Source organism: Candidatus Rickettsia barbarica (assembly GCF_041477405.1).
In the GTDB taxonomy this organism is placed as follows: Bacteria; Pseudomonadota; Alphaproteobacteria; order Rickettsiales; family Rickettsiaceae; genus Rickettsia; species Rickettsia rickettsii.
On sequence record NZ_JBEWYL010000001.1, the window covers coordinates 330,582 to 353,656 of the forward strand.

Here is a 23,075-nt window from a genome sequence, read left to right on the forward strand (position 1 = left end):
ATATTATCCATTTTTGCGTTGTCATCCTAGCTGGTCTTGCTGTATGGCTCTTATGTCATTCCTGCTTTCGCAGGAATGACATAAAAATACCATACAACAAAGTCTACTCTTTTACACAAGCCCTAATTTTTTAGGTTTAAAATATTGTACCCAAATATCTATTAACAATTTAGTAATGATAATCGCCGAAAACATTGAAGATATAATCCCGATCGTTAATGCAACGGCAAAACCTTTTATTGCACCTACGCCAAATATATAAAGTAAAAAAGCAACGATTAAAGTAGTTAGGTTAGCATCAAGGATAGTGGCAAACGCAGATTCAAAACCGGTTCTAATAGCATAAAGATTAGACACTCCTTTATGCAGTTCCTCTTTAATTCTTTCGTAAATCAATACATTAGCATCAACAGCCATACCCATAGTGAGTATTATTCCTGCAATTCCCGGCAGAGTTAAAGTAGCTTGGAAAAGTGAAAGTAAAGCTAAAATATATAACAATGCAAGGCTTAAGGCTATATTGGCAAATAAACCAAGTACACCGTAAGACCAAACCATAAAGATACACACTGCTATAAATCCTATAAGTCCTGCCTTTTTGCCCGACTCTATAGAATCAGCACCCAAATTTGGACCTATACTTCTCTCTTCAATAATTTTAAGTGGGGCAGGAAGCGAACCGGCTCGCAATAATAGTGCAAGCTCATTTGCCGACTCAACGGTAAAATTTCCTGTTATTATACCGCTTCCGCCCATAATCGCTCCGTTTATCGTTGGAGCACTTAGTAATTTATTGTCTAAAACTATAGCAAGGCGTTTACCGGTATTATTTTTAGTTATTTCACCAAATATTTTACTACCTAAATTGTTGAAAGAAAAAGCAACTACCGCTTGCGAATTTTGGTCAAAAGAAGCTGAAGCGGTTGTAAGCTGTTCCCCACCCAAAACAACTTTTTTCTTTATAACGACATAATACTCCCCATGACTTGCGTTATCTCCCTTAACTAGCATTGAACCTACTGGAACATGTCCTTTTACCGCTTCTTCGATATTGGCATTTTCATCAACTAAATGAAAAGTTAGCTTTGCAGTTTTCCCTAATATATTCTGCAGGTAAGAGGGATTTTCTTCACCGGGAACTTGCAGTAATATATGCTTATCGCCTTGTTTCTGTAGGGTCGGCTCTTTAGTGCCGGTACTATCAACTCTCATACGAACGATCTCAATAGATTGGTCTACTACCTTATTAAGTAAGTCATTTAATCTAGATTCGCTGTAGCTAAGCTTTATTTTATTTTCATTTACTTCAGCGATAATTTCTGGATCGATTTTATTAATTATTTTCTTTAACGGCTTTAATTGCTCAGGCGATCTTACTTCTAATTGAATGCTATTTTGTCTAACTAACAGATTTTTATAGCGGATTTTATCCTCACGAAAATTTTTGCGTAAAGTGTCGGCAAGATTTTCCATTGAATCATTTAAGTAGGTGTCAAAATCAACATCGAGTAATAAATGGGCTCCTCCTCTAAGATCAAGTCCTAGATTTACTGAATCATGAGGTAGAAACTTAGAGTTTACCTGCATGAAATTAGGTAAGGCACAAATAACCGCAAAAACCGTACATATAATTGAAAGAAAAATTTTCCACTTAGGAAGCTTTTGCACCGCTTACCTCCTTATTTTTTTGTTTTCTTTTTTTACTGCTACTTCTTTTGTACGACTCGTTATATCGATAATAGCACTTTTTAAAACTTTAATACGTACATCTTTAGCTATTTCGATTTCAATATTATTGTCATTTTCACTTACTTTAGTCACAATACCATAAATGCCGCTATTTGTTAGAACTTCTTCGCCTTTTTTAACTTCACTTACTAATTTCTCTCTTGCTTTGCGTTGTGTTTCTTGTGGACGTAATAATAAGAAGTAAAATACAGCAAAAATTAAAACCATCGGTATTAAGCTTGTTAACCCCGATTGTAAAGAATTTGTTTCTGCAGGCACTACCTCAGTTTCCTGTATTTCTATAGAGTCGTTATTATTTGCCTGATTATCTTGCGTATTTGCTGACATATGTAATTTCCTAATTGTTGCAATAGTCTTCCTGTATAACCTCTTTCTAAAAGTAATTTGTATACCTTTGATACTTCAAGCTTTGGTACGTCAAATTTTAGGCTTCGCCTTTGCTCATGTAGTTTTCCACGCTCCGCAGGCTCACCACTTATTTGACTTCCAACTTTTGAAGTATTTGCGGTATACATCAATCCGGTACTCGCATCTCACGTCCCTTTGCCGTGTTTCCTTAAAATTTCTCTTTATAAGATAGGTTATGTACTAAGTTTAATAAAATAAAATAGCTACCTAATAGCTTTAATGCAAGGGTAAAATAATACTAATATTAAATATATTTAAATGTATTTTATACTAATATAAATTATCACAAAACCGATAAAGGGCTATTTTTATGACAGTTATAACTACTAGAATTTCTAATGAACTAGATATTATACGTAAAGCAATAGAAAGTTATATAGAAGAAAAAGCAGATTTATTAATTGCTTTGTTTTGTATAGAAAAAAGAGAAGAAGTAATTTCATTAGAATATATTAAGAAAAAATATGGTTTGGAAGATTGAATTTATGATAAACTTACTGATGTCATCTGCAAAAGGGCGTTGTTGCTTAGCTCGAAAAACATGCTCTATGTCATTCCTGCGTAGGCGGGAATGACATAAAACGGACTAAATCACTGGAGCGGGTGAAGGGATTCGAACCCTCGACTTCAACCTTGGCAAGGTAGCGCTCTACCCCTGAGCTACACCCGCTTAAATAAAATAACGGAGTTTTAATGTAAAAAGTTTAAGGGGATCAAAATTAATTACATATAAAATGCCTTAGTGCTTTTTAATCTAAGCGAATCTGAATATAAGTAATTATAAGATAAATTGCAAGTATTAAATTAGAAATTTATTGGCATTGCTAAATAAATATAGATTATTTAATAAATTAACGCCATTGCAAGGCAATTACAAAGTATATTGACTAAGCAATCTAGTTAAAAACTCTGTAAACTAGAATTTATTATTATTTTTTTAGATTGATACGCTCCTTTCAGTTGCTCAGCTCATTACGACACCTGTCTTGAGTTAGCAATGCTATAAAAAATCTAATTTTGTTAACGTGACTTTTATTTTTATATAAAACAGTATAGTTCTTTATTAATTTTAACTAATCTGTAAAAAAGTATGTGAAGTTACGCAAAAGAGCAAAAAAGTTTAGCCCGTAATCAAAAAGAAACAATAGGGCTACTATCGATAGGTACGTTTCTTGAGTATTTTGATCTCACGCTCTATGTACACATGGCGGTAATACTTAACGAGCTATTTTTTCCTGAAGCCGATGCACGAGCAGCTTCTCTATATTCTGCCATTGCACATATTGTGCAACATATGTATTTAGACCTATCGGTGCTTTAATATTCGGTTGGATAGGAGATACTATAGGTCGTAAGGCAACGGTCATTATTACAACTTTTTTAATGTCGCTTTGTTATCTTAGTGTCGTATCGCTCAGGGGATGTCCTTTATGGGGGGGTAGTAGGTGCCGAGCTTTATCTAACCGAAATGGCAAAAATTCCTCAACGTTATTGGGTGGTAGCTTCACTTGTTGTTTTTGTCATTTTAGGTGCAACCGTATAGCATTGGCGGTAGGAACACTTGTTACTTCTTTTGGACTTGATTGACCTATTGTATTTTGGTTTGGAGCAGCTATTGCTATAGTTGGTGCTGTTGTAAGGACAAATCTTAGGGAGACTCCAGATTTCATTGATGCAAAAAGACGAATAAAGAAAACTGTAGCGCAAGCAGGGATAGATAGTAATCGGCTAAAATCAAGCCCTATTTGGAGTGAAAAAATTAATAAACCAACAGCAATAGCTTTCTTTTTGGTACATTGTGGAAGCCCCGTTATGGTTTTATATTGTTTATATTTATTGCGGTAATATGCTAAAAACTCATTTAATTACAGTGCTACTTAAGTAATTCATCAAAATTTTATTGTTTGTGGTATAGAATTAATAAGTACAATAATTGTTACTTATTTGGTTTGTAAAATACATCCTTTAAAAGTCCTTAAAGTAAGATTAACAATATTTTCTATGGTAGCCCTTATGTCTCCTATCTTACTAAATAATATTTCAAATACTATAGAATTACTTTTATTCCAATTATTTATTGTAGTATTTGTCCCTACTATTTTTCCGGCAGGTGCAGTGTTTTATGCACGATTTCCAGTATTAAAACGTTTTACATGCGGCAGTTTTATATTTGCTTTATCACGAGCTTTAATGTTTGCAGTTTCTTCTTTTAGAACAATTTACTTGATAGATTATTTTAATCACTGGGGATTATTATTCTTGATTATTCCAATTCTAATTGGTTCTACATTTGGAGTAAATTATTTTATAAAGTTAGAGGAGGAAGCAGAGAGTTATTATTAGAAAAAGCTTTGTGTCTTTCAAGTTCAATATTAAAAACTTTTAGGCATAACTTAATTCTTGTTCTAGTTTATAATTTATATTAGCAGCGACCAAAAGAAAATTTATTAAAGTCGCTTCAATAATTTTTCTAGCTTTCTCAGGTGATTTAACTCCCAAAGTTTGCACATTATGAATTCGGTCAAATAATTTTATTAATGCCGTATTGTATCTTTTTCTCTTTAATTAATAAGTTTAGGCTTTCTCCGCTACTTATCTTCCCGTAAGAGTTAATGCTAGTTAGACCTTCTACGTGTTTTGCTACTTCCGGTCCAAAAATTTCGGTAATTGCTTCTTCAGTTAATTCAGTGTCTTCAATAGTATCATGAAGTAAAGCGGCTTGCAGCATAATAATGTTATAAAGCTTAGGTGCTTCTTCAGCTACAAATTCAGCAAGCATAATTTTTACCTCAATCGGGTGCGAATAATAAGGATTGCCTGATTGACGCATTTGAGAACCGTGTTACGTGCATAGTAGATACCTTTTGTGATTTCGAGTATATCTATAGGATTTGCTACTTTAGTATTTAAATATTCGAGTTTATCAAGTAATTTTTTACTATAAACACAAATTGCAAACTTTTCTTTCCAAGAGCTTATATCTTCTATAAAAGTTATTTCTTATTTCATTATAAGTTTATGTCGTCATTGCCACGCTCTTTGCAGTTGCTTAGCTCATGACGATATCAACCGTTTCGAGGAAATGCCAAAAATTGCAGTAATAAATAGCTGCAGATTAGGTTCTATGAAGGAAAATTAAATTATTTATATTTTCAGATATTTTTTAGCGAACATTAATAAGATTTTTGCAGTAATAGTTGTTCCTATTTCAAAAAAATCTTATGATTTACAGCAAAAAATAGCAAAAATAGATTAATTTAATTTTCCTTCATAGAACCTAAAGATTATTATTATATTATTTTAAATATTAATCCTAAAGTCAAAATATAACTATGTCAAACCGTAATAGTTTAGAAGTACAAGAGTACGCACAAGCTAGCTCCTTAAATAATACTAATCTAACTGCATCACAGGGTGAGTTAATACTAACTGTTGCAAATTTATTGTTCAAAGAGTCAAATATTAATAATCATCAGAATATACAAAGAGATAATAATATATCTTATGAGAATAATATTACTACCGACTTTGAAAATCAGGATACAAGTTGTGGTATATGTAAATGTCTTGGAGCGATAGCTACTGTTTGCTGCAATGTGTATGTATTTTTATTTGAATAAATTTTACACTAAAAAAATATGAGCAAGGCTTAAGAAAGTTAGGAAACCTAGAGCATCGGTTATGGTTGTTAGAAATACACCGGAGCCTGTAGCGGGGTCTATATCAAAATAATGCAGTATTATAGGAATAGCAGAGCCGAATAATCCGGCTACTAAAAAATTTAAAATAACTGCAATAGCAAAAATAACACTAAGATTTAAGTCAAGCAACATCACAAAGCTAAGTCCTGCTCCGATAATTGCAAGTACAAAACCGTTAAAAGCCGATACGGCTATTTCTTTTAATATAACTTTATTGACATTATTATAATGAATATCTTTATTAGCAAGGGCTCTAACCGTAACGGTCATGGCTTGTGTTCCGGCATTTCCGCCCATTGAAGCTACAATAGGCATAGTGGCTGCAAGCGTTACAAGTTTTGCAATAGTATCGTTAAAATGGTTAATGATAAGTGAAGTCATGCAGGCAGTGATTAGATTAACAAAGAGCCAAGGAAAACGATGTCTAACGGTATAAAATATATTGAAGAAAGTATCTTGAGTGTGTACCCCGCTTAATGATAATATATCTTTGCCGGCTTGTTCTTCGATAATATAAATTATATTATCGATTGATACGCTACCTACTAACTTACCGCTTTTATTTACTACCGGTACAATAGTTAAAGCATATTGTCTAAAAATGAAACTTAGTTCATTTAAGTCGGTAAAAGCATCTGCAAGTTTAAAATCTTTGTTCATCAAATCTTTTATCAATTCATTTTGTTTGCCTTTAATTAGCATGCTAAGAGAAATAATACCGATAGGGCGTAATTTATTATCCGTAACGATTGCCGCGTAAAAGTCATTCTTTACGTTCTTGATAAAATTTAATGATTCCTCGACCGTCCATCCTTCTTGAAGATTAATAAAATCTCGTTCAATTACCCTACCTACCGTATTTTCGGGATATGTACAACCTACGGTAATTTGGTGTTTTTTTTCTTTAGTGAGATTACTTAGGATAAGGTCTTTTATATCATCGTCTAGATCGATTACTACTTCAATAGCATCTTCTATAACTAGCTTATTGATTAATTCTGCAGATTTTTTTATGCCTAAAGTTTCTATTATTAAAGGTTTACTATAAGCATTTAATGATACTAACGTTTCAGGCTTAATTTCATCCTGTAATAAAGGAATAATTATTTTATATGTTTTATTGTTAAGATTATCTAAGAAATCTGCTAAATCGGCATAATGAAGCTTGGCCAGCCTGCTTGCAGCAGCATCATAATTGTGATCTTCGATCAGATCGTTAATTTGATCAAAAATTTCAGCAAATTGATCGTGATGATCTGGTAAGATGCTTTTCAATATATTGAAATTAGGCATAGCCTATTGACCTAATAGTTTATTATATACTTATTATAATTATTTAAAGCTGGGTAGCTAGGTTTGGCACAGAATTGTGTACAATTTGCTAATCAATATAAAGCACAGAGTACAAATAAGCAATAGTTTTTATTTCAACTCCTTTTCATTTATCAGGAGTATACAATTAGCACAAACATTTGCTAACAAGACGAACTTAGGAGTAAATATAAAACTTGAAGTGTTGAAACAAACAAAAATTTGACTTTGTGAAAAACCGGCGAATGGTGCGGTCGAGAAGACTTGAACTTCCAATCTTTTTACAGAACAGCACCCTCAATGCTGCGCGTCTACCAATTTCGCCACGACCGCTTAAGTTTTACTCTATAGCAGATTATGAGTAAAATATCAATAGAATTCTTTTGATGTTATTTCCACCTTTCTATGTCATTCCCGTGGAAGTGGGAATGACATAAACTAGTCATGCGACAACACCTTTAGTCGTTCGCAATGACGGCAAAGCTATTCAAGATAAATCAACAACAAAACTAGGTGTAATCGATTGCTTAACAGCAGCTTTCATTAAACTATCTAGTTTTTCATCAATATTATCAAAATCAATATGATATTCTCTAGAATTTCCGGTTAACACTAGGGCAGAGTCTATACCAAGGCGATTTGCTGCAAGTATATCGGTGTAAACAGTGTCCCCAATCATTAACATGCGATTCTTAGGGGTATTATGACATTCTTCTAAAATTTTGCTATATATTTCTTCATATGGCTTACCACTATAAATTACTTTTCCGCCAAGCTGCTTTATTTTTTCGGCATAATAGCCGCTACAATATCTATAAACACCGTGCTGATTTATTCCAAGGTCAGGATTAGCACAAATATTGACCATTTTACGTTGTACAACAATTTTAAATAATTCATTGAATTCGTTTAAATCTAAATTTTCGTTTTCGTCTCTGTAAATAGTCATTAAGAAAATATTAGCTTTGTTAATATCATCAGTGATAGGACATTGAATTCTGTTTATTATATCATTTTCTAAATGTCCTAAATGATATATTGCTGGTTTTTCTATACCGAATCGCTCTTTACTTTCTAGTATCATTTCTACTGCTATTTCGCCTGAGCTAATGATCATTCCCGGTTCTGCATTTAATCCCCACGATTTAATTGTTTGATGCAGTGAAAAAATATTGCGTGGAGCATTAGTGACAAAATATACTTTTTTTCGTTCAATAATCTTATTGATATTTTGTACGACGCCCGGATAGGTACACCCCCCTTCAATTATTACCCCCCAAAGATCGAATAAAAACACGTCATAATCATTAATTACGTCGAAAATATGTTTTAACTTTAATATATTCATTGTTATTTCGCTAATTTGGTATTGACTAGAATCAATTGATATCGTCATTGCGAGCAGCCGTAGGCTGCGTAGCAATCCCGTCAAATATTCTGAGATTGTGGACGTACAATTACTTCGTAATTTTCTTGCAGTGACGTAAACTTTTTAAATTATCAATCTTTATTTTGTTATCTCGCTAATTTTAAATCAAGAAACTTTACTATTTTAATAAGTTACGTTATAGTCATTTTTATTGTTTCTAGCAACAAGTAATAGAGCCAAATATATAATATATATAATATGTCGGAAATTGAAGAAAAATTTAACGAATCATCATACGGTGCTGATTCCATAAAGGTTTTAAAAGGTCTTGAAGCCGTAAGAAAAAGACCGGGAATGTATATCGGGGATGTTGGAGACGGGTCGGGTCTACATCATATGATTTATGAAGTAGTCGACAACGCTATTGATGAGTCGCTTGCTGGTTATTGCGATCTAGTACGAGTAACATTAAATAAAAACGGTTCAGTAACCGTATCCGATAACGGGCGAGGTATACCCGTTGAAATTCATGGAGAAGAAGGCATATCGGCAGCTGAAGTTATTATGACGCAACTTCACGCCGGCGGTAAGTTTGACCAGAACGCTTATAAGGTTGCAGGCGGTCTACACGGTGTTGGTGTATCGGTTGTAAATGCTCTTTCTGAATGGCTTGAGCTGCGTATTTGGCGTAATAATCAGGAATATTTGATGAGATTTAATAATGGTATAACGGAAGCTCCGCTTGCGGTTGTCAAAGAAAATATTGATAAAAAAGGTACGGAAGTTACTTTTTTTCCGTCTGTAGAAACGTTTACTAATATAGAATTTGATTTTGGCACTATAGAGCATCGTCTTCGTGAGCTTGCTTTTTTAAATTCAGGCGTAAAGATTTTACTTGTCGATAATCGCTTTGAAGAAGTTAAAGAAGTAGAGTTTTATTATACGGGCGGTATAGAAGCTTATGTAAAATATATAGACAGAGCGAAGCACGCTATCCATCCATGTATAGTAGTTAATACGGAGAATGCTGAGTCTGGTATAAGCCTTGAGCTTGCGATGCATTGGAACGATTCTTATCATGAAAATATTTTATGCTTTACTAATAATATTAGGCAGCGTGATGGCGGAACTCATCTTAGTGCTTTCAAATCAGCGATAACACGTGTTATTACCTCGTATCTTGATACTACGGGTCTTAATAAAAAAGCTAAAAATTACTTTAGCGGTGAAGATACTAGGGAAGGGCTATGTTGTGTGCTTTCCGTTAAAGTGCCTGATCCTAAATTTTCTTCTCAAACAAAAGATAAGCTAGTAAGCTCCGAAGTACGACCGGTTGTTGAGAATGCCGTTTATACAAAGGTTCTTGAGTGGTTTGAAGAGCATCCAGCAGAAGCTAAGGCAATTATAGCTAAGATTATGGAAGCTGCGAATGCTCGTGAAGCTGCTAGAAAAGCAAGGGAACTCACTCGAAGAAAATCAGCTTTAGAAGTTTCGAATTTACCAGGTAAACTTGCAGATTGCCATGCAAAAGATCCTGCTATTTCAGAATTGTTTATTGTTGAGGGGGACTCTGCAGGCGGTACTGCAAAGCAGGGTAGGGATAGCAAAATTCAGGCTATATTGCCTTTGCGTGGTAAAATTTTGAACGTTGAACGTGCAAGATTTGATAAAATGCTCGGTTCGGACCAAATCGGTACGTTAATTACAGCGCTTGGAATTAGTGTTGAACGAGAATTTTCCTTAGAAAAGCTTAGATACCATAAAGTTATTATTATGACCGATGCTGATGTTGATGGTTCGCACATTAGAACTTTATTACTCACGTTTTTCTATCGTCATATGCCTGAGCTAATAAATAAAGGCTATCTATATATAGCTCAGCCACCGCTTTATAAAGTAAAGAAAGGAGCAGCCGAGTTTTATTTAAAGAATGAGCAAGCGCTGCAAGATTATTTGATCAAATCAACTATTAATGATGCACCCTTAATTCTAGACGATAAAGAGCGGTTAGTGGGTGATAATTTAGAAGAGCTAATTAATAAAGTGGTTAAGTTTAACGGCTTGCTTGACCATGCTAGCAAAAAATTTAATCGCTCAATTACCGAAATTCTTGCTATTAATGACTTACTTAATAACAAAATATTTGAGCCTGAAAGTGATTTAAGACTTAAAAAAGCTTTAGATATTTTAAATAGCTTAGAAGATTCGCCTGATAAGACTAATTGGGAAGTTTTAAAACATGAAAATAAAATAGAGTTCTTCTGCTTTAGTAGGGGTTTAAAAGAAAGTAAAATATTATTGAAAGAGCAGTTAGAATCATTTGAGTTTGTACAAATATCAAAGCTTGCTTTAACGATTTGTGATATATTTAGTAAGCAATTAACGCTTATAGTAAAAAGTCAGGAATTCGATATTTTAACACCGAGTCAGTTGTTAAATACCATTATAGAATGCGGAAAAAGAGGTATAAATATTCAGCGTTTTAAGGGGCTTGGTGAGATGAATTCCGACCAGCTATGGGAAACTACTCTTGACCCTACAAAAAGAACTTTGCTTCAGGTAAGAGTTGCAGAAATTGATGAAGCAGAAGGCATTTTCTCTACTTTAATGGGTGACGTTGTTGAACCTCGCAGGTTATTTATCCAAGCAAATGCGTTGAATGTCGTGAATTTGGATGTGTAGTATAATCGGTGTCATACCGTGGCTTGACCACGGTATGACAATTTAATCAGTTTCTCCTCGCAATGACGTTACAATTTTATCAAAATAATTTATGCACAAATTAATTATTCACGGTGGTACACCTCTGAAAGGTAGTATTAATATTAGCGGTGCTAAAAATGCCGTGCTACCTATTATGGCAGCGTCTATTCTTACCGATAAACTGCATATTACTAATGTTCCAAAGTTAACGGATGTTAGTATTATGAAAGATTTGCTCCGAAGTCACGGGGCAGATATTGAAATAATAGAACATCAAGATGAATTTGAGCTTATAATTGATACCAAAAATATAAATAACTTTATTGCAGATTATGAAATAGTCCGTAAAATGAGAGCATCGATTTGGGTACTTGGTCCTTTGCTTACCAAATACGGTAAAGCAAAAGTATCGCTGCCGGGTGGTTGTGCTATTGGAGCAAGGCAAGTAGATTTGCATATTGCTGTATTAAAAGCTATGGGAGCTGAGATTGAAATAGAAGACGATTATATTAACGCTTCAAGTAAAGGACGCTTAAAAGGTACTCATTTTGTTTTTGATAAAGTTTCCGTAGGTGCTACGATTAATGCAATACTTGCAGCTGTTTTAGCAGAGGGGGAAACTGTGCTTTTTAATTGCGGTCGAGAGCCGGAAATAGTTGATTTATGTAATTGTCTTATCACAATGGGAGCCGATATTGCAGGTATCGGCACTAGCGAAATAACAATTAAAGGCAAGGATTCTTTAAATAAAGCGAGCTATAAAGTACTTTCTGATCGTATTGAAGCCGGTACTTATATGTTTGCGGCAGCTATTACTAAAGGTGATGTAAAAATTTGTAGGATTGATTATCATATTGTAGAAAATATAGCTTTAAAACTTATCGAAACAGGTATAAAAGTCGTGCCGATCAATAACGGAGTTCAAGTAACTTATGAAGGGAAGTTAAATTCAGTTGATTTAGAAACTAATCCCTATCCTGGCTTTGCTACTGATTTGCAAGCACAATTTATGAGCCTTATGACGCTTAGTAGCGGTGTTTCAATGATCACCGAGAATATTTTTGAAAATCGTTTCATGCATGTCCCTGAATTATGTAGAATGGGAGCAGATATAGTAGTACGAGGTAATAAGGCGGTTGTTCGAGGTGTAGAAATGTTAAAAGGCGCAGAAGTTATGGCAAGTGATCTTAGAGCTTCAGTATCGCTAATACTCGCCGGTCTTAGTACTAATAGCAAAACCGTATTACACCGAATATATCATTTAGATCGTGGCTTCCAAGATTTAGAAAAAAAATTAAGTAATTGTGGTGCAGATATAAAAAGGGTATAATATATTCGATCAACTTCAAAAATGGGCTAAGTCGTTCTACAAGAGCTGCGGTACGCACGTATTAATAAGTATACGCTGTTCCTCGCCTTGTGCACTCCTTGCTCTTTTTGAAGTTGATCTGCGTATAGTCGTTTCCTATTTATTTGTAGTATACTATTTTTAACGGAGAAAAATTATGGCAAGAATTACAGCAGAAGATTGTAATAAAATTATACCGGATAGGTTTCGGCTTGTTGTCCTAGCAACAAGATATGCTAAATTATTAAATTATAAAGTAGAAACTAATCAAATTAAAAAAGAAAAGCGTGATAAGCCTCCTGTTATCGCATTACGTAGAATTGCTGCCGGAAAAGTATCGGTAGCTCAGTTAGAACAAGATTTAATAAATAGTCTGCGTACAAGAACTATGATAGAGCCGCTTGTTAATCAAGATGAATCAGAAGCTGTAGAAGAAAAATTTGAGTATTTACCTGAAGTTTATATCGGGGAAGATTATTCTGATTTAGATGATCAAATCTTTATTGATGAGAATGGCGAAGATTATGAAACCGATAAGTAAATGCTTATCGGTGTTGGTACTGATATAGTACAAATTCCTAGAATCGAAAAAATATTACATTTATATCCAGAACTTTTTGCTAAAAAAATTCTAACTTCAAAGGAATTAAAACAGTTTGCTTTGTTGGGAAAAATAAACCATGCTGCTTTTTTAGCCAAGCGTTTTGCTGCTAAAGAGGCTGTGAGTAAAGCCTTTGGAGTCGGTATAGGTCAAGGTATAAATTTTAAAGATATTACTATACTAAATAATGATTTAGGTAAGCCTATAGTAGAAGTTAGCTCAAACTATACAAACACACTCTCTCCTTTTAATATTCACCTTTCTCTTGCTGATGATTATCCTGTGTGTGTAGCATTTGCAGTGATTGAGAGTAGTTATAATGTTATTCTTGGGTAGAGGGCGTGTTACTGTGTGAACCCTATTTCATTCCCGCGGAGGCATTGTTGTGTGGATACCCAAACCGTCATTGCGAGGCACGAAGCGACGTGGCAATCTCATGCAGTAATAACAAACTCCTGAGATTGCTTCGTCAAAACGTACAGTTTTTCCTCGTAATGACGACTTGGTATACAGGGAATGCCCGCTCTCGCAATAACAAAATATAAATTACGATCCGGCTTTGCTGTCTGCTTTAGGTAACATGATTTTTAAATTAGCTTTAGCTTCTAAATCAGCAATATATTTCTTTAGTATTTCTGCAGCTAATATATTATCAATAGTTACTTTTGCTTCTTCTTTTGTTGGAATAGGCACAGGTTTTTTCTCAAGCACTTTGATAATATGCCAACCGAAATCGGTTTTTACAGGAGTTGAAACTTCATTTACTTTTAAAGCAAAAGCTTTCTTTTCAAATTCCGGTACTAACTGCCCAGGTTGATTTAGTAGAATGTCACCGATAACGCCGCCGTTTGAAGCTGAAGCTTTATCACGAGATAACTCTTCTGCAAGCTTAGTAAAGTTTCCGCCTTTGCTTAATTTGGTTTTGATATCATTAGCTTCTTTTTGAGATTTAACTAAAATATGAGCAACTTTTATTTGTTCTTTACCTTTAAGATTACCGACATATTTATTATATTCGTCATCAAACATCTTATCTGTAATGTTAGATTTTATGTAGTTTGCTAGTAATTCTTGTTGAGCTAATTGATTTTTTGCATTTTCAAGTTTTTCTTGGAATTCTTTAGACGAAGTAATATTTGACTTAGCAACTTCTTCTTTTAACAAAAGATTATTAACATAAATTTTTATTAATTTTTCCTGATCTTGTGGTGGAAAATCACCAAAATTTTTGATTGTTTCACCTGATTGAAGATTAAGCTGAGGCTTAAATTCTTTCATAATTTGCGATTCTTTTACTTCACCGCCTTTATAGGTAGCAACTACCTTGTCTTTATCAGCAAAAGCAATACCGGAAAGCATGCTAACTGATAAAAATATAACAGATAATTTTTTCATTTATGACTCATAATTGTGTTAAATATAAGTTTAAATTTTATAAAAATAATATATAACCGTCAACAGCTATTTGAGAATATTTTATTTATTAATAATAATTTACAAATATTTATAGTAAAAAATTATTCATTTAAATAAAATTATAACATTTGATAATTTTATAAAATATACCTATATTTAAGTACTAAAATACTAAAAATATCATAAGGACTTTAATGCTTTCTATTTTAAAAAAACTTTTCGGTACTGCAAATGATCGTACTGTAAAAAAACTATTTTCTGAAATTACAAAAATTAACTTGCTTGAACCTGCTATACAAAAATTATCAGATGAGGAGTTGAAGAATAAAACTGTGGAGTTTAAAGAAAAGCTTAAAAACGGAGCTACTTTAGATGATATAGTATATGAGGCGTTTGCGGTAGTTAGGGAAGCAGCTAAAAGAGTTTGCGGTATGCGTCATTTTGATGTTCAGCTTATAGGTGGCCTGATATTACATCGAGGCATGATTACCGAAATGCGTACCGGTGAGGGTAAGACCTTAGTTGCAACGCTTCCTGCTTACTTAAATGCTTTAACTGGAAAAGGTGTACATGTTGTAACCGTAAATGATTATCTAGCACGCCGTGATTCTGCTTCCATGGGTAAAATTTACAATTTTTTAGGTTTATCGGTTGGATGTATTGTTGGCGGTATGCCTGATGAGGTAAAACGAGCTGCCTATAACGCCGATATTACTCATGCAACAAATAATGAACTCGGTTTCGATTATTTAAGGGATAATATGAAGTATAGCTTGCAGGAGCGGGTACTTCGTCCTTTTAATTTTGCTATCATCGATGAGGTTGATTCGATTTTGATAGATGAAGCAAGAACTCCGCTCGTTATCTCGGGTCCGGTTAATGATAATGCAGAATTATACGGTAAAATTGATAAAATAGTATGTCTGCTTAATGCAAGTGATTTTGAAAAAGACGAAAAATTAAAAACTATCAATTTAACGGAAACCGGCATTACACATATAGAATCGCTTTTAAGTAAAGAAAGTATTATAAAACCAGATACCAGTTTATATGATTTTGAGAATTTAACTTTAGTACATTATGTTAACCAAGCCTTAAGAGCTCATAATATGTTTACTGTTAATGTAGATTATTTGGTGCGTGAAGGTAAAGTAATGATTATTGATGAGTTTACCGGTCGTGTAATGGAAGGGCGTAGATATTCGGAAGGGTTACATCAAGCATTAGAAGCAAAAGAAAATGTGAAAATTCAAAATGCGAACCAAACTTTAGCATCTATTACTTTCCAAAATTATTTTCGTAATTATCCTAAATTATCGGGTATGACCGGTACGGCTATGACCGAAGCACCGGAACTAAAAGATATATATAATCTCGATGTGGTCGCAGTCCCAACCCATAATAAAGTTACAAGGCTTGACCTTGATGACGAAATTTACGGTAGTAAAAAAGAAAAATATGATGCTATCTTAAAGCTAATTAGGGATTGTTACGATCGTGGACAGCCTATACTTGTCGGTACGATAAGCATAGAAAAGTCAGAAGAACTTTCAAGCGTTTTAAATAAAGAAAAAATCCCTCATAAAGTATTAAACGCCAAATTTCATGAGCAGGAAGCTTTTATTATTGCTCAAGCAGGTAGGTTTAAGGCAGTAACGATTGCAACTAATATGGCAGGGCGGGGTACTGATATTATGCTTGGCGGTAATCCTGAAATGTTAATAGAACAGCTGGATAAAGAACATAATTATGAAGCTAAAGTAGCTGAAATAAAAGCTCAAATTGCCGAAGAAAAGAAGCAGGTTATTGAAGCAGGCGGTTTATTTGTGATAGGTACGGAAAGGCATGAAAGCCGTAGGATAGATAATCAACTAAGAGGAAGATCAGGTAGACAAGGTGATCCTGGTAAAACTAAGTTTTTCCTATCGCTTGATGACGATTTAATGCGTATTTTTGCATCAGATCGTATATCAGGAGTCCTTAGAACACTTGGATTGAAAGACGGAGATGCTATCCACCATCCAATGATTAGTCGTTCACTTGAAAAAGCGCAGCAAAAAGTGGAAGGACATAACTACGAAATGCGTAAAAATTTATTACGTTTTGATGATGTAATGAATGACCAACGTAAGATAATATACGAGCAACGTACTGAAATTATTAAATCTAAAGATAGTCACGGTTTCTTAAATAGTACTACTGAGGAACTTGCCCAAAAGATAGTATTAGCTTTCATGCCGGTAGGCTCTTATAGAGAAGATTGGGATATAGAGAATTTAAGCGTAGAATTACATCGTGTTTTTTCTGTAAAATTTGATCATAATGTAGTAAGTAAAAATGATGTAACGGAAGAAGAAATCACGAAGACCGTTATACAAATGGCTCATGATATATATAAGTTAAAAGAAGAAGCCTATAGTAGCGAGTTAATGCATAATGCCGTGAAATATATTTTATTAACTACCCTTGATCAAGTTTGGAAAGATCATTTATATAGTTTAGATCATTTAAGACAAGGCATATTTCTTCGAGCTTATGGCCAAAAAGACCCTCTTAGTGAGTATAAAAGAGAAGCATTTAACTTATTCGAGCAGATGTTTAATAATTTAAAAGAATTATTTATTCAAACCGTATACCATTTCCATATTGACTTAAAAAATGTTCAAAAAGAAGATGTTTTGCTTGAGTATAAAAAACTTCAGAAAAATATGCGTGAGAGTCGGGAAGATCCGGCATTTAGTAAATATAACGCAGGAAGTAGTATTGAGACTGACCTTAAACCAGTCGTATCACGCATTGATCCAAAAGATAGAAACCCTGACGATCCTACTAGTTGGGGTAGGGTATCTCGTAATGAGTTATGTCCGTGCGGTTCAGGCAAGAAATATAAATATTGTCATGGTGCAAGTGAATAGATGAAAACCTATAATACCCTACCTCAGCGTTCTCTAAAAATCCAAGCTAGGCTTAATTTTATAGTGTAGCAAATTCTAGATATTGCACAAGATAAAATCGCTATGATTATCTTTGGCTCTTTTGCAATAGGTGATTGGGTGCGTGATCTACCTAACGGTTACCATACGACAAGGATTAATCAGTAGGAGTTCTCAGTATTGTCTGCGTGACTTCCTAATCGTCATTGCGAGGAAATTGCATAGCAATTGACTAAGCAATCTCAGGAGTTTGTTATTATTTCATAAGATTACCACACAGCCTACGGCTGCTCGCAATGACGATTTGGGTATCCAAGCAAGCCTTTTGCAGGAATGACAATGAGATCTTTATCACCTTTAAGAAATACAAAGTATAAATAAGTAGAATATGATAAAAGAACTATTAAATAGTAATTTAACTCTGTTGCTAAAGTCAAATAGAGTAGTAGTGCAAGATATAGAACATTATGTAAAACAATGTAGCTTTGAAAATGTTTTAAAAGAGTCTATTTCTCTCTTGATTAAAGTGGGCCTAGTAAGGAGTTTAAATGAATTACGTGCAGTATCTACTACTGAACTATTTTCGGTATCTACAAATAATGCACTAAAAGTTGACTAAATGGTTAGTTGAAGAAAAAAAAGCAAATGTTAATATGTGTAGTGATATTTTGAAGAATACTCCTTGAAATTCAGCCACACGTCACGGAAATTGTAGCAGAATATCTAATATCAAAAGGCGCTGCAGTAAACGGGAACGAGGAGCTTGGCTAGGATCACCTTTATATGAAGCAGTAAGCACTTTAATGTAGCAAAACTATTACTTAAGAACGGAGCTGAGGTGGATCAAAGAAAATCCGGAGGAATACCTTTGCATGCGGTTGCTAAAAATGTTCGATGTACTTCTAAAGATATTAAGGATGATGAAATATATAAGCTATTAGTATCATATGGTGCTGATATCAACGCAAAAGTAGAATTTACAGGAGTAGGGTTTAGTATATATGATGGAAAAACGATATCAGAAATAGTAGAATTTAAAATAGCATTCGTCGGTGAAAGTGAAGTAATAACGGTAATTATGGATATCTTAACATATTTATAGGCATTGCCTAGAAAGCGTTGATACCGTCATTGTAAGCGGCTGTAGGCTCCTGTTGCATGGATACCAAATCGTCATTGCGAGTGACTGTAAGGAGCGTGGCAATCCAGAAAAATAATAAAAATGCTATGCATTTTACTAGATTGCTTCGTCAATTACTTTGTAATTTTCCTCGTAATGACGTCAACTTTTCAAATTATCAACTTTTTCTAGGCAATGTCTATTTATCGACACGGTAGTTATTGACAAGTTTAGGAAAAAGTTTTATATTCTTCACAAGTTTAAGAAAAAGTTAATAGTATATGTCTAAAGCAAAAACAGCTTCCAAAAATAACCCGACTTCTAGGGAACAGGCTAAAGAATATTTTCATAACGGTCAGAAAATCAAACCGGTCAAGCTTATTGCTGCTCAAAAGTCTTTTCTAGCTGCTGAATATGAATTTTCCGGAGATTTAGTCGTAGGGAGCAATGGTCAGCCATTACCTTGGGGATTAGTTAAAAGCTTATCTTAATATTTTCACTTCCAAAAAACTCGCTAATAAATAATCGGGGGCATAGCTCAGGGGTAGAGCATCTGCTTTGCACGCAGAGGGTCAAGGGTTCGATTCCCTTTGCCTCCACCACTTCCAATAAGAGGTTTCAAGGCTTTTTGAAATTTAGTAAAAACTTTGAATGTTCCTTTTGTTTTAATTTTCGCTCCATGTCTTGCTAAAAAAATATTCTGTACCTACTATTATTGGTTATGGGAAGTATTTTACAACAGCAGAATCTAGGCAAAAATAATAATCTACATACTCAAAAGCTGAGGTGACTATTTACTTGAGAAAGAAACATACGAAGCTTTGCTAGAACTCAGTAATTATAGCAGTGAAGAGAATAATAAATTATTAAATACGACTTATTTTCTTATAAATTAATAAAAAAATAAGGACATAATATGAGTGGTACAACAAAAAATATAAATGCAAAGGGAAGCAGCAAGCATGGGTCTTGATAGTTGGCTTGGCGTTACTGTAGGTGATAATATTACTCACTCTTTTAGTTTAGATACTAATAGTAATATTTTTTAGGTATCACCGATACTATGAATTACTATAATGGCTTAGGTAGTATAGACATAAATAATGCACGTGTTAATTTTAATATAACTAATAGAGCTTTAGAAATAAATGCTAATAACAGACCTTTTAAATTGATTGTAGACGAGGATTTTTCTATAAAAATTGCAGAGTTTAGCACCTATGAAAATGAGCAATATACTTTTACAAATCATTATCAAGATAAAATGAGTTTCCAAGATATAAATACGTTAGCAAAAATAACTAATCTATCTCATAAAGAATTTGTTAAAATTTTATCTAATAATTATACGCTAGAAGAAATAAAGGAGATTGCAGATAAATATAAAGCAATAGATAAAGAGGCATTAAATTTATACCAGCTAGGTACTCAGACTATGCAGATAGCAGGCGATATAAGAAAGCTAGTAGCAGGCACATCGCTGGTAGACTTAAAGAAAAATTTATAAAATCTTGACTCTGTAAGATTTGGTATGTAGGTATCAAGGGGAGTAAGTACTACAAATAATTTAGTAGTTGAGAGTTTGCAGGACGTAATACAAGATTTTGATATGATTACTAATGGATTAAATAAAGAAGAAAAAGCAGCTTTGAAAACAAGATTCAGTTGCTCAAAGATGTTTGCTCAAACAAAGGAAGCTATTTATGCCAAAGCATTTGATATTTCAACGCACTATTTAAAAACATTTAAAGGCACAGGTTTAAAAGGTATGTGTTAATAGCTCCTTCTAGATTAATTGCCGTTCGTTTTAAAAAATTTTTAGATGATATAGGACAAGTAAGTTCTGAAGTTGTTATATCTGCTACTGATGACCGGGACGGTTATAAAGATATTGAAAGCGAAAATGAAGTAAATAAATTTATAAAAAACATGAGGGAACAATATGGAGCAAAATTTAATAATAGAATTATTAAAAAATTTAAAAGTTCCGATGATCCTGAAATTTTAATTGTAGTTTCAAAATTACTAACCGGTTTTGATGCACCGTGTAATGTCGTTATTTACATATGCAAAGAATGAAAAGAGTATAGTCTTTTACAAGCAATTGCTCGTGTGAATCGTCTATTTGAAGAAGAAGGGAAAACTAAAGAATACGGTTACATAATTGACTATGTAGGGTTATCGAATCAATTAAAACAAGCACATCAATTTTATGAAAATTATGGTTTAAACAATTTTGATAGAGAAGATTTAGAAGATGCTATATTTTTTGTAGATGATAAATTGAAAGCATTTTTTCCGTTACTACAAGAAATTAAAAATATTTTTATAAATGTGCCTAACGATTTGGATTCTGAACAGCTCGAACAGCATTTAGCCGATGAAGTTATACGCAATAAGTATTATTTCTTGTTGAATAAATTTAAAAATCTGATGTTTATAGCTTCTAATTCTTATGAATTTTATTATGAATTTTATGAAGAAAAAGAACAAGTTAATTTACAATATGAATAAAATTTAATAAGCTCAAAGAGATAGTGGAAAAGCGTTATAAAGAAAAACCGGATAAAAAAATATATGCAGCTCAAGTCATGAAGTTGCTTGATGAGTATGTTATTGCCGGTCATATTACTAAAATTGAGGCGGTTAACATTTGGTCATGGATATGGCTAATCAAATACAAGATACTATTAAGACTTATATCAATATCGATCCTGCCTTTATATCAAAAATTTTCTACCTTTAATAAATAACACAATAATACAGCATCATAATAAACGTTTATCGGATAGTGATCTTTTAAATAAAAAAATAAGAGCTGAATTTAAAAATGATGTGCCAAGTGAACTCGGCACTAACAAAACAATAATAGCTTCTTACAGAATCGCAAAGATCAAAATCAGCGTGAAAATGCCATTCAAATTGCTCTTGATACCTATGAATCATTAAGCAGGAAATAAATTGTTCATTGGACAAAAAACACTTCCATTTTAAATGAAAAATTCACTTGATGATTATTTTGTTGATGTTGTTAAAAAAGAAATGAGGATTGACTTTAATAATGAAAATTTAAGTGATGTTGTGGAAAGCCTAATTGATTTTGCTAAAGATCATGAAGCTAAATGATTTGGCTTAAATAACGCAAATAGCGAATTATTGCATAATGCGCTATTGTAGAATTTTTAAGCTATCAATATTTATATAATATCTTTAGTCGTATTATCGTAATATTTTCCTAATATGTCTAAAGCGTTTTGGTCATAGTTATTTTGAGCTTTCATATGCCATACCGGTTCATAATCGCGAGCTGCTAAAAAATATTTTGTATAATGTTTTAATTCTCTCTCACCTGAGTTACCAAGTTTGTATGAAAGTGTATAAGAAATGGTGGGTTGATTTGGGGCCTTTTCTATTTTTTATTGAATATAATTATACTGTAATTCGTTTGTATTGCCTATAATGTGGATATGAAATTTATGTGTCTGTTGTAAGTTATATATCTCTGTTAGCTTTTCAGGTTCTATTTTGCACATAGCATTCCAGCCTTGATCAAATACCTCATTATCTCCTATAGGATTACCGTTTTTTGCTTGTATAAGCTCATTCATTTTCTTACGAAGTTTTGCGGTAGTTATTTTACCGGTTTTATACTGATCTATTATTCCATTAGTTTTTCTTCTTCTTTTGCCATAGTAGCAATATCCGGTATACTTAGTCCGTTGTATTTGCTAAATTTTATTATAGCGAGTTCCCTCTTGGTTAAAATTACCTGAGAATATTTAAAAACATGAGCTTTTATCATAGTGATTACCTATAAATTGTTAGTGTTAAAAATATAAAATTGTTAAATAAAATATCAATATTATAATATTAAGAAATCATATTTAGGGTAAAATAATGAGTTTAAAATCCGCTTGGCTAAATACGCCTCTTGGTTCTATGCTGGCAATTAGTGACACAGAGAGGCTTTATTTGCTCGATTTTGTTGAAAGTAAAGGATTAGAGTATAAAATTAAAAGACTTAAGATTAACACAAAATCGGCTATTACTGAAGATCGCACTAGACCGATTATATCAATTGAAGAGGAGCTTAAATCTTACTTTAGCGGTACTTTGCAACAATTTAATACTCCGATATATCTTTTAGGAAGCGAATTTCAAAAATTAGTATGGCAAGAGCTAATGAATGTACCTTATAGTGAAACAAGAAGTTACTTTACCCAAGCTAAATTAATAGGTATGGAAAGATCTTATAGAGCCGTTGCAAATGCTAATGGAGCAAATAAATTTGTTATAATTATTCCGTGTCACCGCATCATCAATAATAACGGTAAGCTTGGCGGTTATGGTTCAGGGCTAGATCGCAAAAAATGGCTTATCGAGCATGAGAGACAGAAGTATTAAATAAAAAATCAA

The 23,075-nt window shown here is 33.2% G+C and carries 26 protein-coding genes, 3 tRNA genes and 3 pseudogenes; 20 read left to right on the plus strand and 12 right to left on the minus strand.

Annotated elements, in window-relative coordinates; genetic code table 11:
- Positions 1-111 precede the first annotated feature (111 nt).
- The 3 genes and pseudogenes from secD to ABVF33_RS01950 all read right to left on the minus strand — a co-directional run bounded on the left by secD (position 112) and on the right by ABVF33_RS01950 (position 2,267).
- On the minus strand, positions 112-1,668 hold the full coding sequence (gene secD, locus ABVF33_RS01940) for a protein translocase subunit SecD (protein WP_499706040.1): 1,557 nt from the start codon (positions 1,666-1,668) through the stop codon (positions 112-114).
- Positions 1,652-2,076, minus strand: a pseudogene (gene yajC / locus ABVF33_RS01945) (preprotein translocase subunit YajC). The gene secD and the pseudogene yajC overlap by 17 nt, the downstream one beginning before the upstream one ends.
- Positions 2,028-2,267 (minus strand): palindromic element RPE5 domain-containing protein, encoded by a 240-nt coding sequence (locus ABVF33_RS01950; RefSeq protein ID WP_499706041.1) that lies wholly within the window; start codon positions 2,265-2,267, stop codon positions 2,028-2,030. The pseudogene yajC and the gene ABVF33_RS01950 overlap by 49 nt, the downstream one beginning before the upstream one ends.
- Positions 2,268-2,467: 200 nt before the next feature.
- Between ABVF33_RS01950 and ABVF33_RS01955 the strand changes: the two genes are divergently transcribed.
- Positions 2,468-2,638, plus strand: coding sequence for an antitoxin of toxin-antitoxin stability system (locus tag ABVF33_RS01955; RefSeq protein WP_499706042.1), 171 nt, complete (start codon positions 2,468-2,470; stop codon positions 2,636-2,638).
- Positions 2,639-2,752: 114 nt separating this feature from the next.
- Here the strand turns inward: ABVF33_RS01955 and ABVF33_RS01960 are convergent.
- Positions 2,753-2,827: transfer RNA gene (locus ABVF33_RS01960), tRNA-Gly, on the minus strand.
- A gap of 732 nt (positions 2,828-3,559) precedes the next feature.
- On the opposite strand from ABVF33_RS01960, the gene ABVF33_RS01965 reads away from it, so the two are divergent.
- A complete protein-coding gene (locus ABVF33_RS01965; RefSeq protein ID WP_499706043.1) occupies positions 3,560-3,700 on the plus strand; it encodes a proline/betaine transporter in 141 nt (46 codons plus the stop codon).
- A 458-nt stretch (positions 3,701-4,158) separates the two neighbouring features.
- Positions 4,159-4,500 carry a proline/betaine transporter gene (locus tag ABVF33_RS01970; protein ID WP_499706130.1) on the plus strand — a complete coding sequence of 114 codons (342 nt, stop codon included), beginning with the start codon at positions 4,159-4,161 and terminating at the stop codon, positions 4,498-4,500.
- A gap of 39 nt (positions 4,501-4,539) precedes the next feature.
- On the opposite strand, the gene ABVF33_RS01975 is transcribed toward ABVF33_RS01970, so the two are convergent.
- On the minus strand, positions 4,540-4,665 hold the full coding sequence (locus ABVF33_RS01975) for a hypothetical protein (protein WP_499706044.1): 126 nt from the start codon (positions 4,663-4,665) through the stop codon (positions 4,540-4,542).
- A 13-nt stretch (positions 4,666-4,678) separates the two neighbouring features.
- Positions 4,679-4,987, minus strand: a complete 309-nt coding sequence (locus ABVF33_RS01980; protein WP_499706045.1) for an HD domain-containing protein — start codon at positions 4,985-4,987, stop codon at positions 4,679-4,681.
- Between the two features lie 502 nt (positions 4,988-5,489).
- On the opposite strand from ABVF33_RS01980, the gene ABVF33_RS01985 reads away from it, so the two are divergent.
- Positions 5,490-5,777, plus strand: coding sequence for a hypothetical protein (locus tag ABVF33_RS01985; RefSeq protein ID WP_004998034.1), 288 nt, complete (start codon positions 5,490-5,492; stop codon positions 5,775-5,777).
- Between the two features lie 3 nt (positions 5,778-5,780).
- Here ABVF33_RS01985 and mgtE read toward each other — a convergent pair whose 3' ends face one another.
- The 3 genes from mgtE to ABVF33_RS02000 all read right to left on the minus strand — a co-directional run bounded on the left by mgtE (position 5,781) and on the right by ABVF33_RS02000 (position 8,517).
- Positions 5,781-7,151 carry a magnesium transporter gene (gene mgtE, locus ABVF33_RS01990; protein ID WP_499706046.1) on the minus strand — a complete coding sequence of 457 codons (1,371 nt, stop codon included), beginning with the start codon at positions 7,149-7,151 and terminating at the stop codon, positions 5,781-5,783.
- Between the two features lie 264 nt (positions 7,152-7,415).
- A tRNA-Leu gene (locus ABVF33_RS01995) sits at positions 7,416-7,502 on the minus strand.
- 154 nt (positions 7,503-7,656) lie between these two features.
- Complete coding sequence (locus tag ABVF33_RS02000; protein WP_499706131.1) at positions 7,657-8,517, minus strand: TIGR01459 family HAD-type hydrolase; 861 nt, start codon at positions 8,515-8,517, stop codon at positions 7,657-7,659.
- Positions 8,518-8,796: 279 nt separating this feature from the next.
- Here ABVF33_RS02000 and gyrB point away from each other — a divergent pair, with 279 nt between their 5' ends.
- The 4 genes from gyrB to acpS all read left to right on the plus strand — a co-directional run bounded on the left by gyrB (position 8,797) and on the right by acpS (position 13,526).
- The gene (gene gyrB / locus ABVF33_RS02005) at positions 8,797-11,220 is read left to right on the plus strand and encodes a DNA topoisomerase (ATP-hydrolyzing) subunit B (protein WP_499706047.1); all 2,424 of its coding nucleotides are present in this window, start codon (positions 8,797-8,799) and stop codon (positions 11,218-11,220) included.
- Positions 11,221-11,311: 91 nt separating this feature from the next.
- Positions 11,312-12,571, plus strand: coding sequence for a UDP-N-acetylglucosamine 1-carboxyvinyltransferase (murA, locus tag ABVF33_RS02010; RefSeq protein WP_499706048.1), 1,260 nt, complete (start codon positions 11,312-11,314; stop codon positions 12,569-12,571).
- A gap of 175 nt (positions 12,572-12,746) precedes the next feature.
- Positions 12,747-13,130, plus strand: a complete 384-nt coding sequence (rpoZ, locus tag ABVF33_RS02015; RefSeq protein WP_010977486.1) for a DNA-directed RNA polymerase subunit omega — start codon at positions 12,747-12,749, stop codon at positions 13,128-13,130.
- On the plus strand, positions 13,131-13,526 hold the full coding sequence (gene acpS, locus ABVF33_RS02020; protein WP_004998055.1) for a holo-ACP synthase: 396 nt from the start codon (positions 13,131-13,133) through the stop codon (positions 13,524-13,526).
- 210 nt (positions 13,527-13,736) lie between these two features.
- Here acpS and ABVF33_RS02025 read toward each other — a convergent pair whose 3' ends face one another.
- The gene (locus ABVF33_RS02025) at positions 13,737-14,585 is read right to left on the minus strand and encodes a peptidylprolyl isomerase (RefSeq protein ID WP_499706049.1); all 849 of its coding nucleotides are present in this window, start codon (positions 14,583-14,585) and stop codon (positions 13,737-13,739) included.
- Positions 14,586-14,800: 215 nt separating this feature from the next.
- Between ABVF33_RS02025 and secA the strand changes: the two genes are divergently transcribed.
- From secA to ABVF33_RS02080, 11 genes and pseudogenes are all read left to right on the plus strand, one after another.
- Positions 14,801-17,521 (plus strand): preprotein translocase subunit SecA, encoded by a 2,721-nt coding sequence (secA, locus tag ABVF33_RS02030; protein WP_499706050.1) that lies wholly within the window; start codon positions 14,801-14,803, stop codon positions 17,519-17,521.
- Positions 17,522-17,689: pseudogene (locus ABVF33_RS02035) on the plus strand (nucleotidyltransferase); the annotation flags it as partial.
- 238 nt (positions 17,690-17,927) lie between these two features.
- Positions 17,928-18,158: a hypothetical protein gene (locus ABVF33_RS02040; RefSeq protein WP_499706051.1), complete on the plus strand. Its 231-nt coding sequence runs from the start codon at positions 17,928-17,930 to the stop codon at positions 18,156-18,158.
- A 219-nt stretch (positions 18,159-18,377) separates the two neighbouring features.
- Positions 18,378-18,641 carry a hypothetical protein gene (locus tag ABVF33_RS02045; RefSeq protein WP_499706052.1) on the plus strand — a complete coding sequence of 88 codons (264 nt, stop codon included), beginning with the start codon at positions 18,378-18,380 and terminating at the stop codon, positions 18,639-18,641.
- A 299-nt stretch (positions 18,642-18,940) separates the two neighbouring features.
- Positions 18,941-19,150: a hypothetical protein gene (locus ABVF33_RS02050; protein ID WP_499706053.1), complete on the plus strand. Its 210-nt coding sequence runs from the start codon at positions 18,941-18,943 to the stop codon at positions 19,148-19,150.
- 36 nt (positions 19,151-19,186) lie between these two features.
- Positions 19,187-19,261 (plus strand) — tRNA-Ala (locus tag ABVF33_RS02055).
- A gap of 461 nt (positions 19,262-19,722) precedes the next feature.
- The gene (locus ABVF33_RS02060) at positions 19,723-20,166 is read left to right on the plus strand and encodes a hypothetical protein (protein ID WP_499706054.1); all 444 of its coding nucleotides are present in this window, start codon (positions 19,723-19,725) and stop codon (positions 20,164-20,166) included.
- Between the two features lie 102 nt (positions 20,167-20,268).
- Positions 20,269-20,738, plus strand: a pseudogene (locus tag ABVF33_RS02065) (type I restriction enzyme subunit R domain-containing protein).
- A gap of 33 nt (positions 20,739-20,771) precedes the next feature.
- On the plus strand, positions 20,772-21,173 hold the full coding sequence (locus ABVF33_RS02070; protein ID WP_499706055.1) for a hypothetical protein: 402 nt from the start codon (positions 20,772-20,774) through the stop codon (positions 21,171-21,173).
- A 23-nt stretch (positions 21,174-21,196) separates the two neighbouring features.
- On the plus strand, positions 21,197-21,412 hold the full coding sequence (locus ABVF33_RS02075; protein WP_499706056.1) for a hypothetical protein: 216 nt from the start codon (positions 21,197-21,199) through the stop codon (positions 21,410-21,412).
- Between the two features lie 241 nt (positions 21,413-21,653).
- The gene (locus ABVF33_RS02080) at positions 21,654-21,785 is read left to right on the plus strand and encodes a hypothetical protein (protein WP_014410871.1); all 132 of its coding nucleotides are present in this window, start codon (positions 21,654-21,656) and stop codon (positions 21,783-21,785) included.
- A gap of 290 nt (positions 21,786-22,075) precedes the next feature.
- Here the strand turns inward: ABVF33_RS02080 and ABVF33_RS02085 are convergent, their stop codons facing one another.
- Both ABVF33_RS02085 and ABVF33_RS02090 read right to left on the minus strand, forming a co-directional pair.
- Positions 22,076-22,267, minus strand: coding sequence for a hypothetical protein (locus ABVF33_RS02085; protein WP_014410869.1), 192 nt, complete (start codon positions 22,265-22,267; stop codon positions 22,076-22,078).
- A gap of 50 nt (positions 22,268-22,317) precedes the next feature.
- Entirely contained in the window at positions 22,318-22,461 is a 144-nt protein-coding gene (locus ABVF33_RS02090) for a hypothetical protein (RefSeq protein WP_499706057.1), read from the minus strand.
- Between the two features lie 95 nt (positions 22,462-22,556).
- On the opposite strand from ABVF33_RS02090, the gene ABVF33_RS02095 reads away from it, so the two are divergent.
- Positions 22,557-23,063 carry a methylated-DNA--[protein]-cysteine S-methyltransferase gene (locus ABVF33_RS02095; RefSeq protein ID WP_499706058.1) on the plus strand — a complete coding sequence of 169 codons (507 nt, stop codon included), beginning with the start codon at positions 22,557-22,559 and terminating at the stop codon, positions 23,061-23,063.
- The last annotated feature ends 12 nt before the right edge of the window (positions 23,064-23,075 follow it).

Bases quoted from the DNA above. Each gene is read 5' to 3' on its own strand.
- ABVF33_RS01955 (WP_499706042.1), top strand. From the start codon at position 2,468: ATGACAGTTATAACTACTAGAATTTCTAATGAACTAGATATTATACGT.
- ABVF33_RS01970 (WP_499706130.1), top strand. From the start codon at position 4,159: ATGGTAGCCCTTATGTCTCCTATCTTACTAAATAATATTTCAAATACT.
- ABVF33_RS01980 (WP_499706045.1), bottom strand. From the start codon at position 4,987: ATGCGTCAATCAGGCAATCCTTATTATTCGCACCCGATTGAGGTAAAA.
- ABVF33_RS01985 (WP_004998034.1), top strand. From the start codon at position 5,490: ATGTCAAACCGTAATAGTTTAGAAGTACAAGAGTACGCACAAGCTAGC.
- mgtE (WP_499706046.1), bottom strand. From the start codon at position 7,151: ATGCCTAATTTCAATATATTGAAAAGCATCTTACCAGATCATCACGAT.
- ABVF33_RS02000 (WP_499706131.1), bottom strand. From the start codon at position 8,517: ATGAATATATTAAAGTTAAAACATATTTTCGACGTAATTAATGATTAT.
- gyrB (WP_499706047.1), top strand. From the start codon at position 8,797: ATGTCGGAAATTGAAGAAAAATTTAACGAATCATCATACGGTGCTGAT.
- murA (WP_499706048.1), top strand. From the start codon at position 11,312: ATGCACAAATTAATTATTCACGGTGGTACACCTCTGAAAGGTAGTATT.
- rpoZ (WP_010977486.1), top strand. From the start codon at position 12,747: ATGGCAAGAATTACAGCAGAAGATTGTAATAAAATTATACCGGATAGG.
- acpS (WP_004998055.1), top strand. From the start codon at position 13,131: ATGCTTATCGGTGTTGGTACTGATATAGTACAAATTCCTAGAATCGAA.
- ABVF33_RS02025 (WP_499706049.1), bottom strand. From the start codon at position 14,585: ATGAAAAAATTATCTGTTATATTTTTATCAGTTAGCATGCTTTCCGGT.
- secA (WP_499706050.1), top strand. From the start codon at position 14,801: ATGCTTTCTATTTTAAAAAAACTTTTCGGTACTGCAAATGATCGTACT.
- ABVF33_RS02040 (WP_499706051.1), top strand. From the start codon at position 17,928: ATGATAAAAGAACTATTAAATAGTAATTTAACTCTGTTGCTAAAGTCA.
- ABVF33_RS02050 (WP_499706053.1), top strand. From the start codon at position 18,941: ATGTCTAAAGCAAAAACAGCTTCCAAAAATAACCCGACTTCTAGGGAA.
- ABVF33_RS02060 (WP_499706054.1), top strand. From the start codon at position 19,723: ATGAATTACTATAATGGCTTAGGTAGTATAGACATAAATAATGCACGT.
- ABVF33_RS02080 (WP_014410871.1), top strand. From the start codon at position 21,654: ATGAAAAATTCACTTGATGATTATTTTGTTGATGTTGTTAAAAAAGAA.
- ABVF33_RS02085 (WP_014410869.1), bottom strand. From the start codon at position 22,267: ATGAATGAGCTTATACAAGCAAAAAACGGTAATCCTATAGGAGATAAT.
- ABVF33_RS02090 (WP_499706057.1), bottom strand. From the start codon at position 22,461: ATGATAAAAGCTCATGTTTTTAAATATTCTCAGGTAATTTTAACCAAG.
- ABVF33_RS02095 (WP_499706058.1), top strand. From the start codon at position 22,557: ATGAGTTTAAAATCCGCTTGGCTAAATACGCCTCTTGGTTCTATGCTG.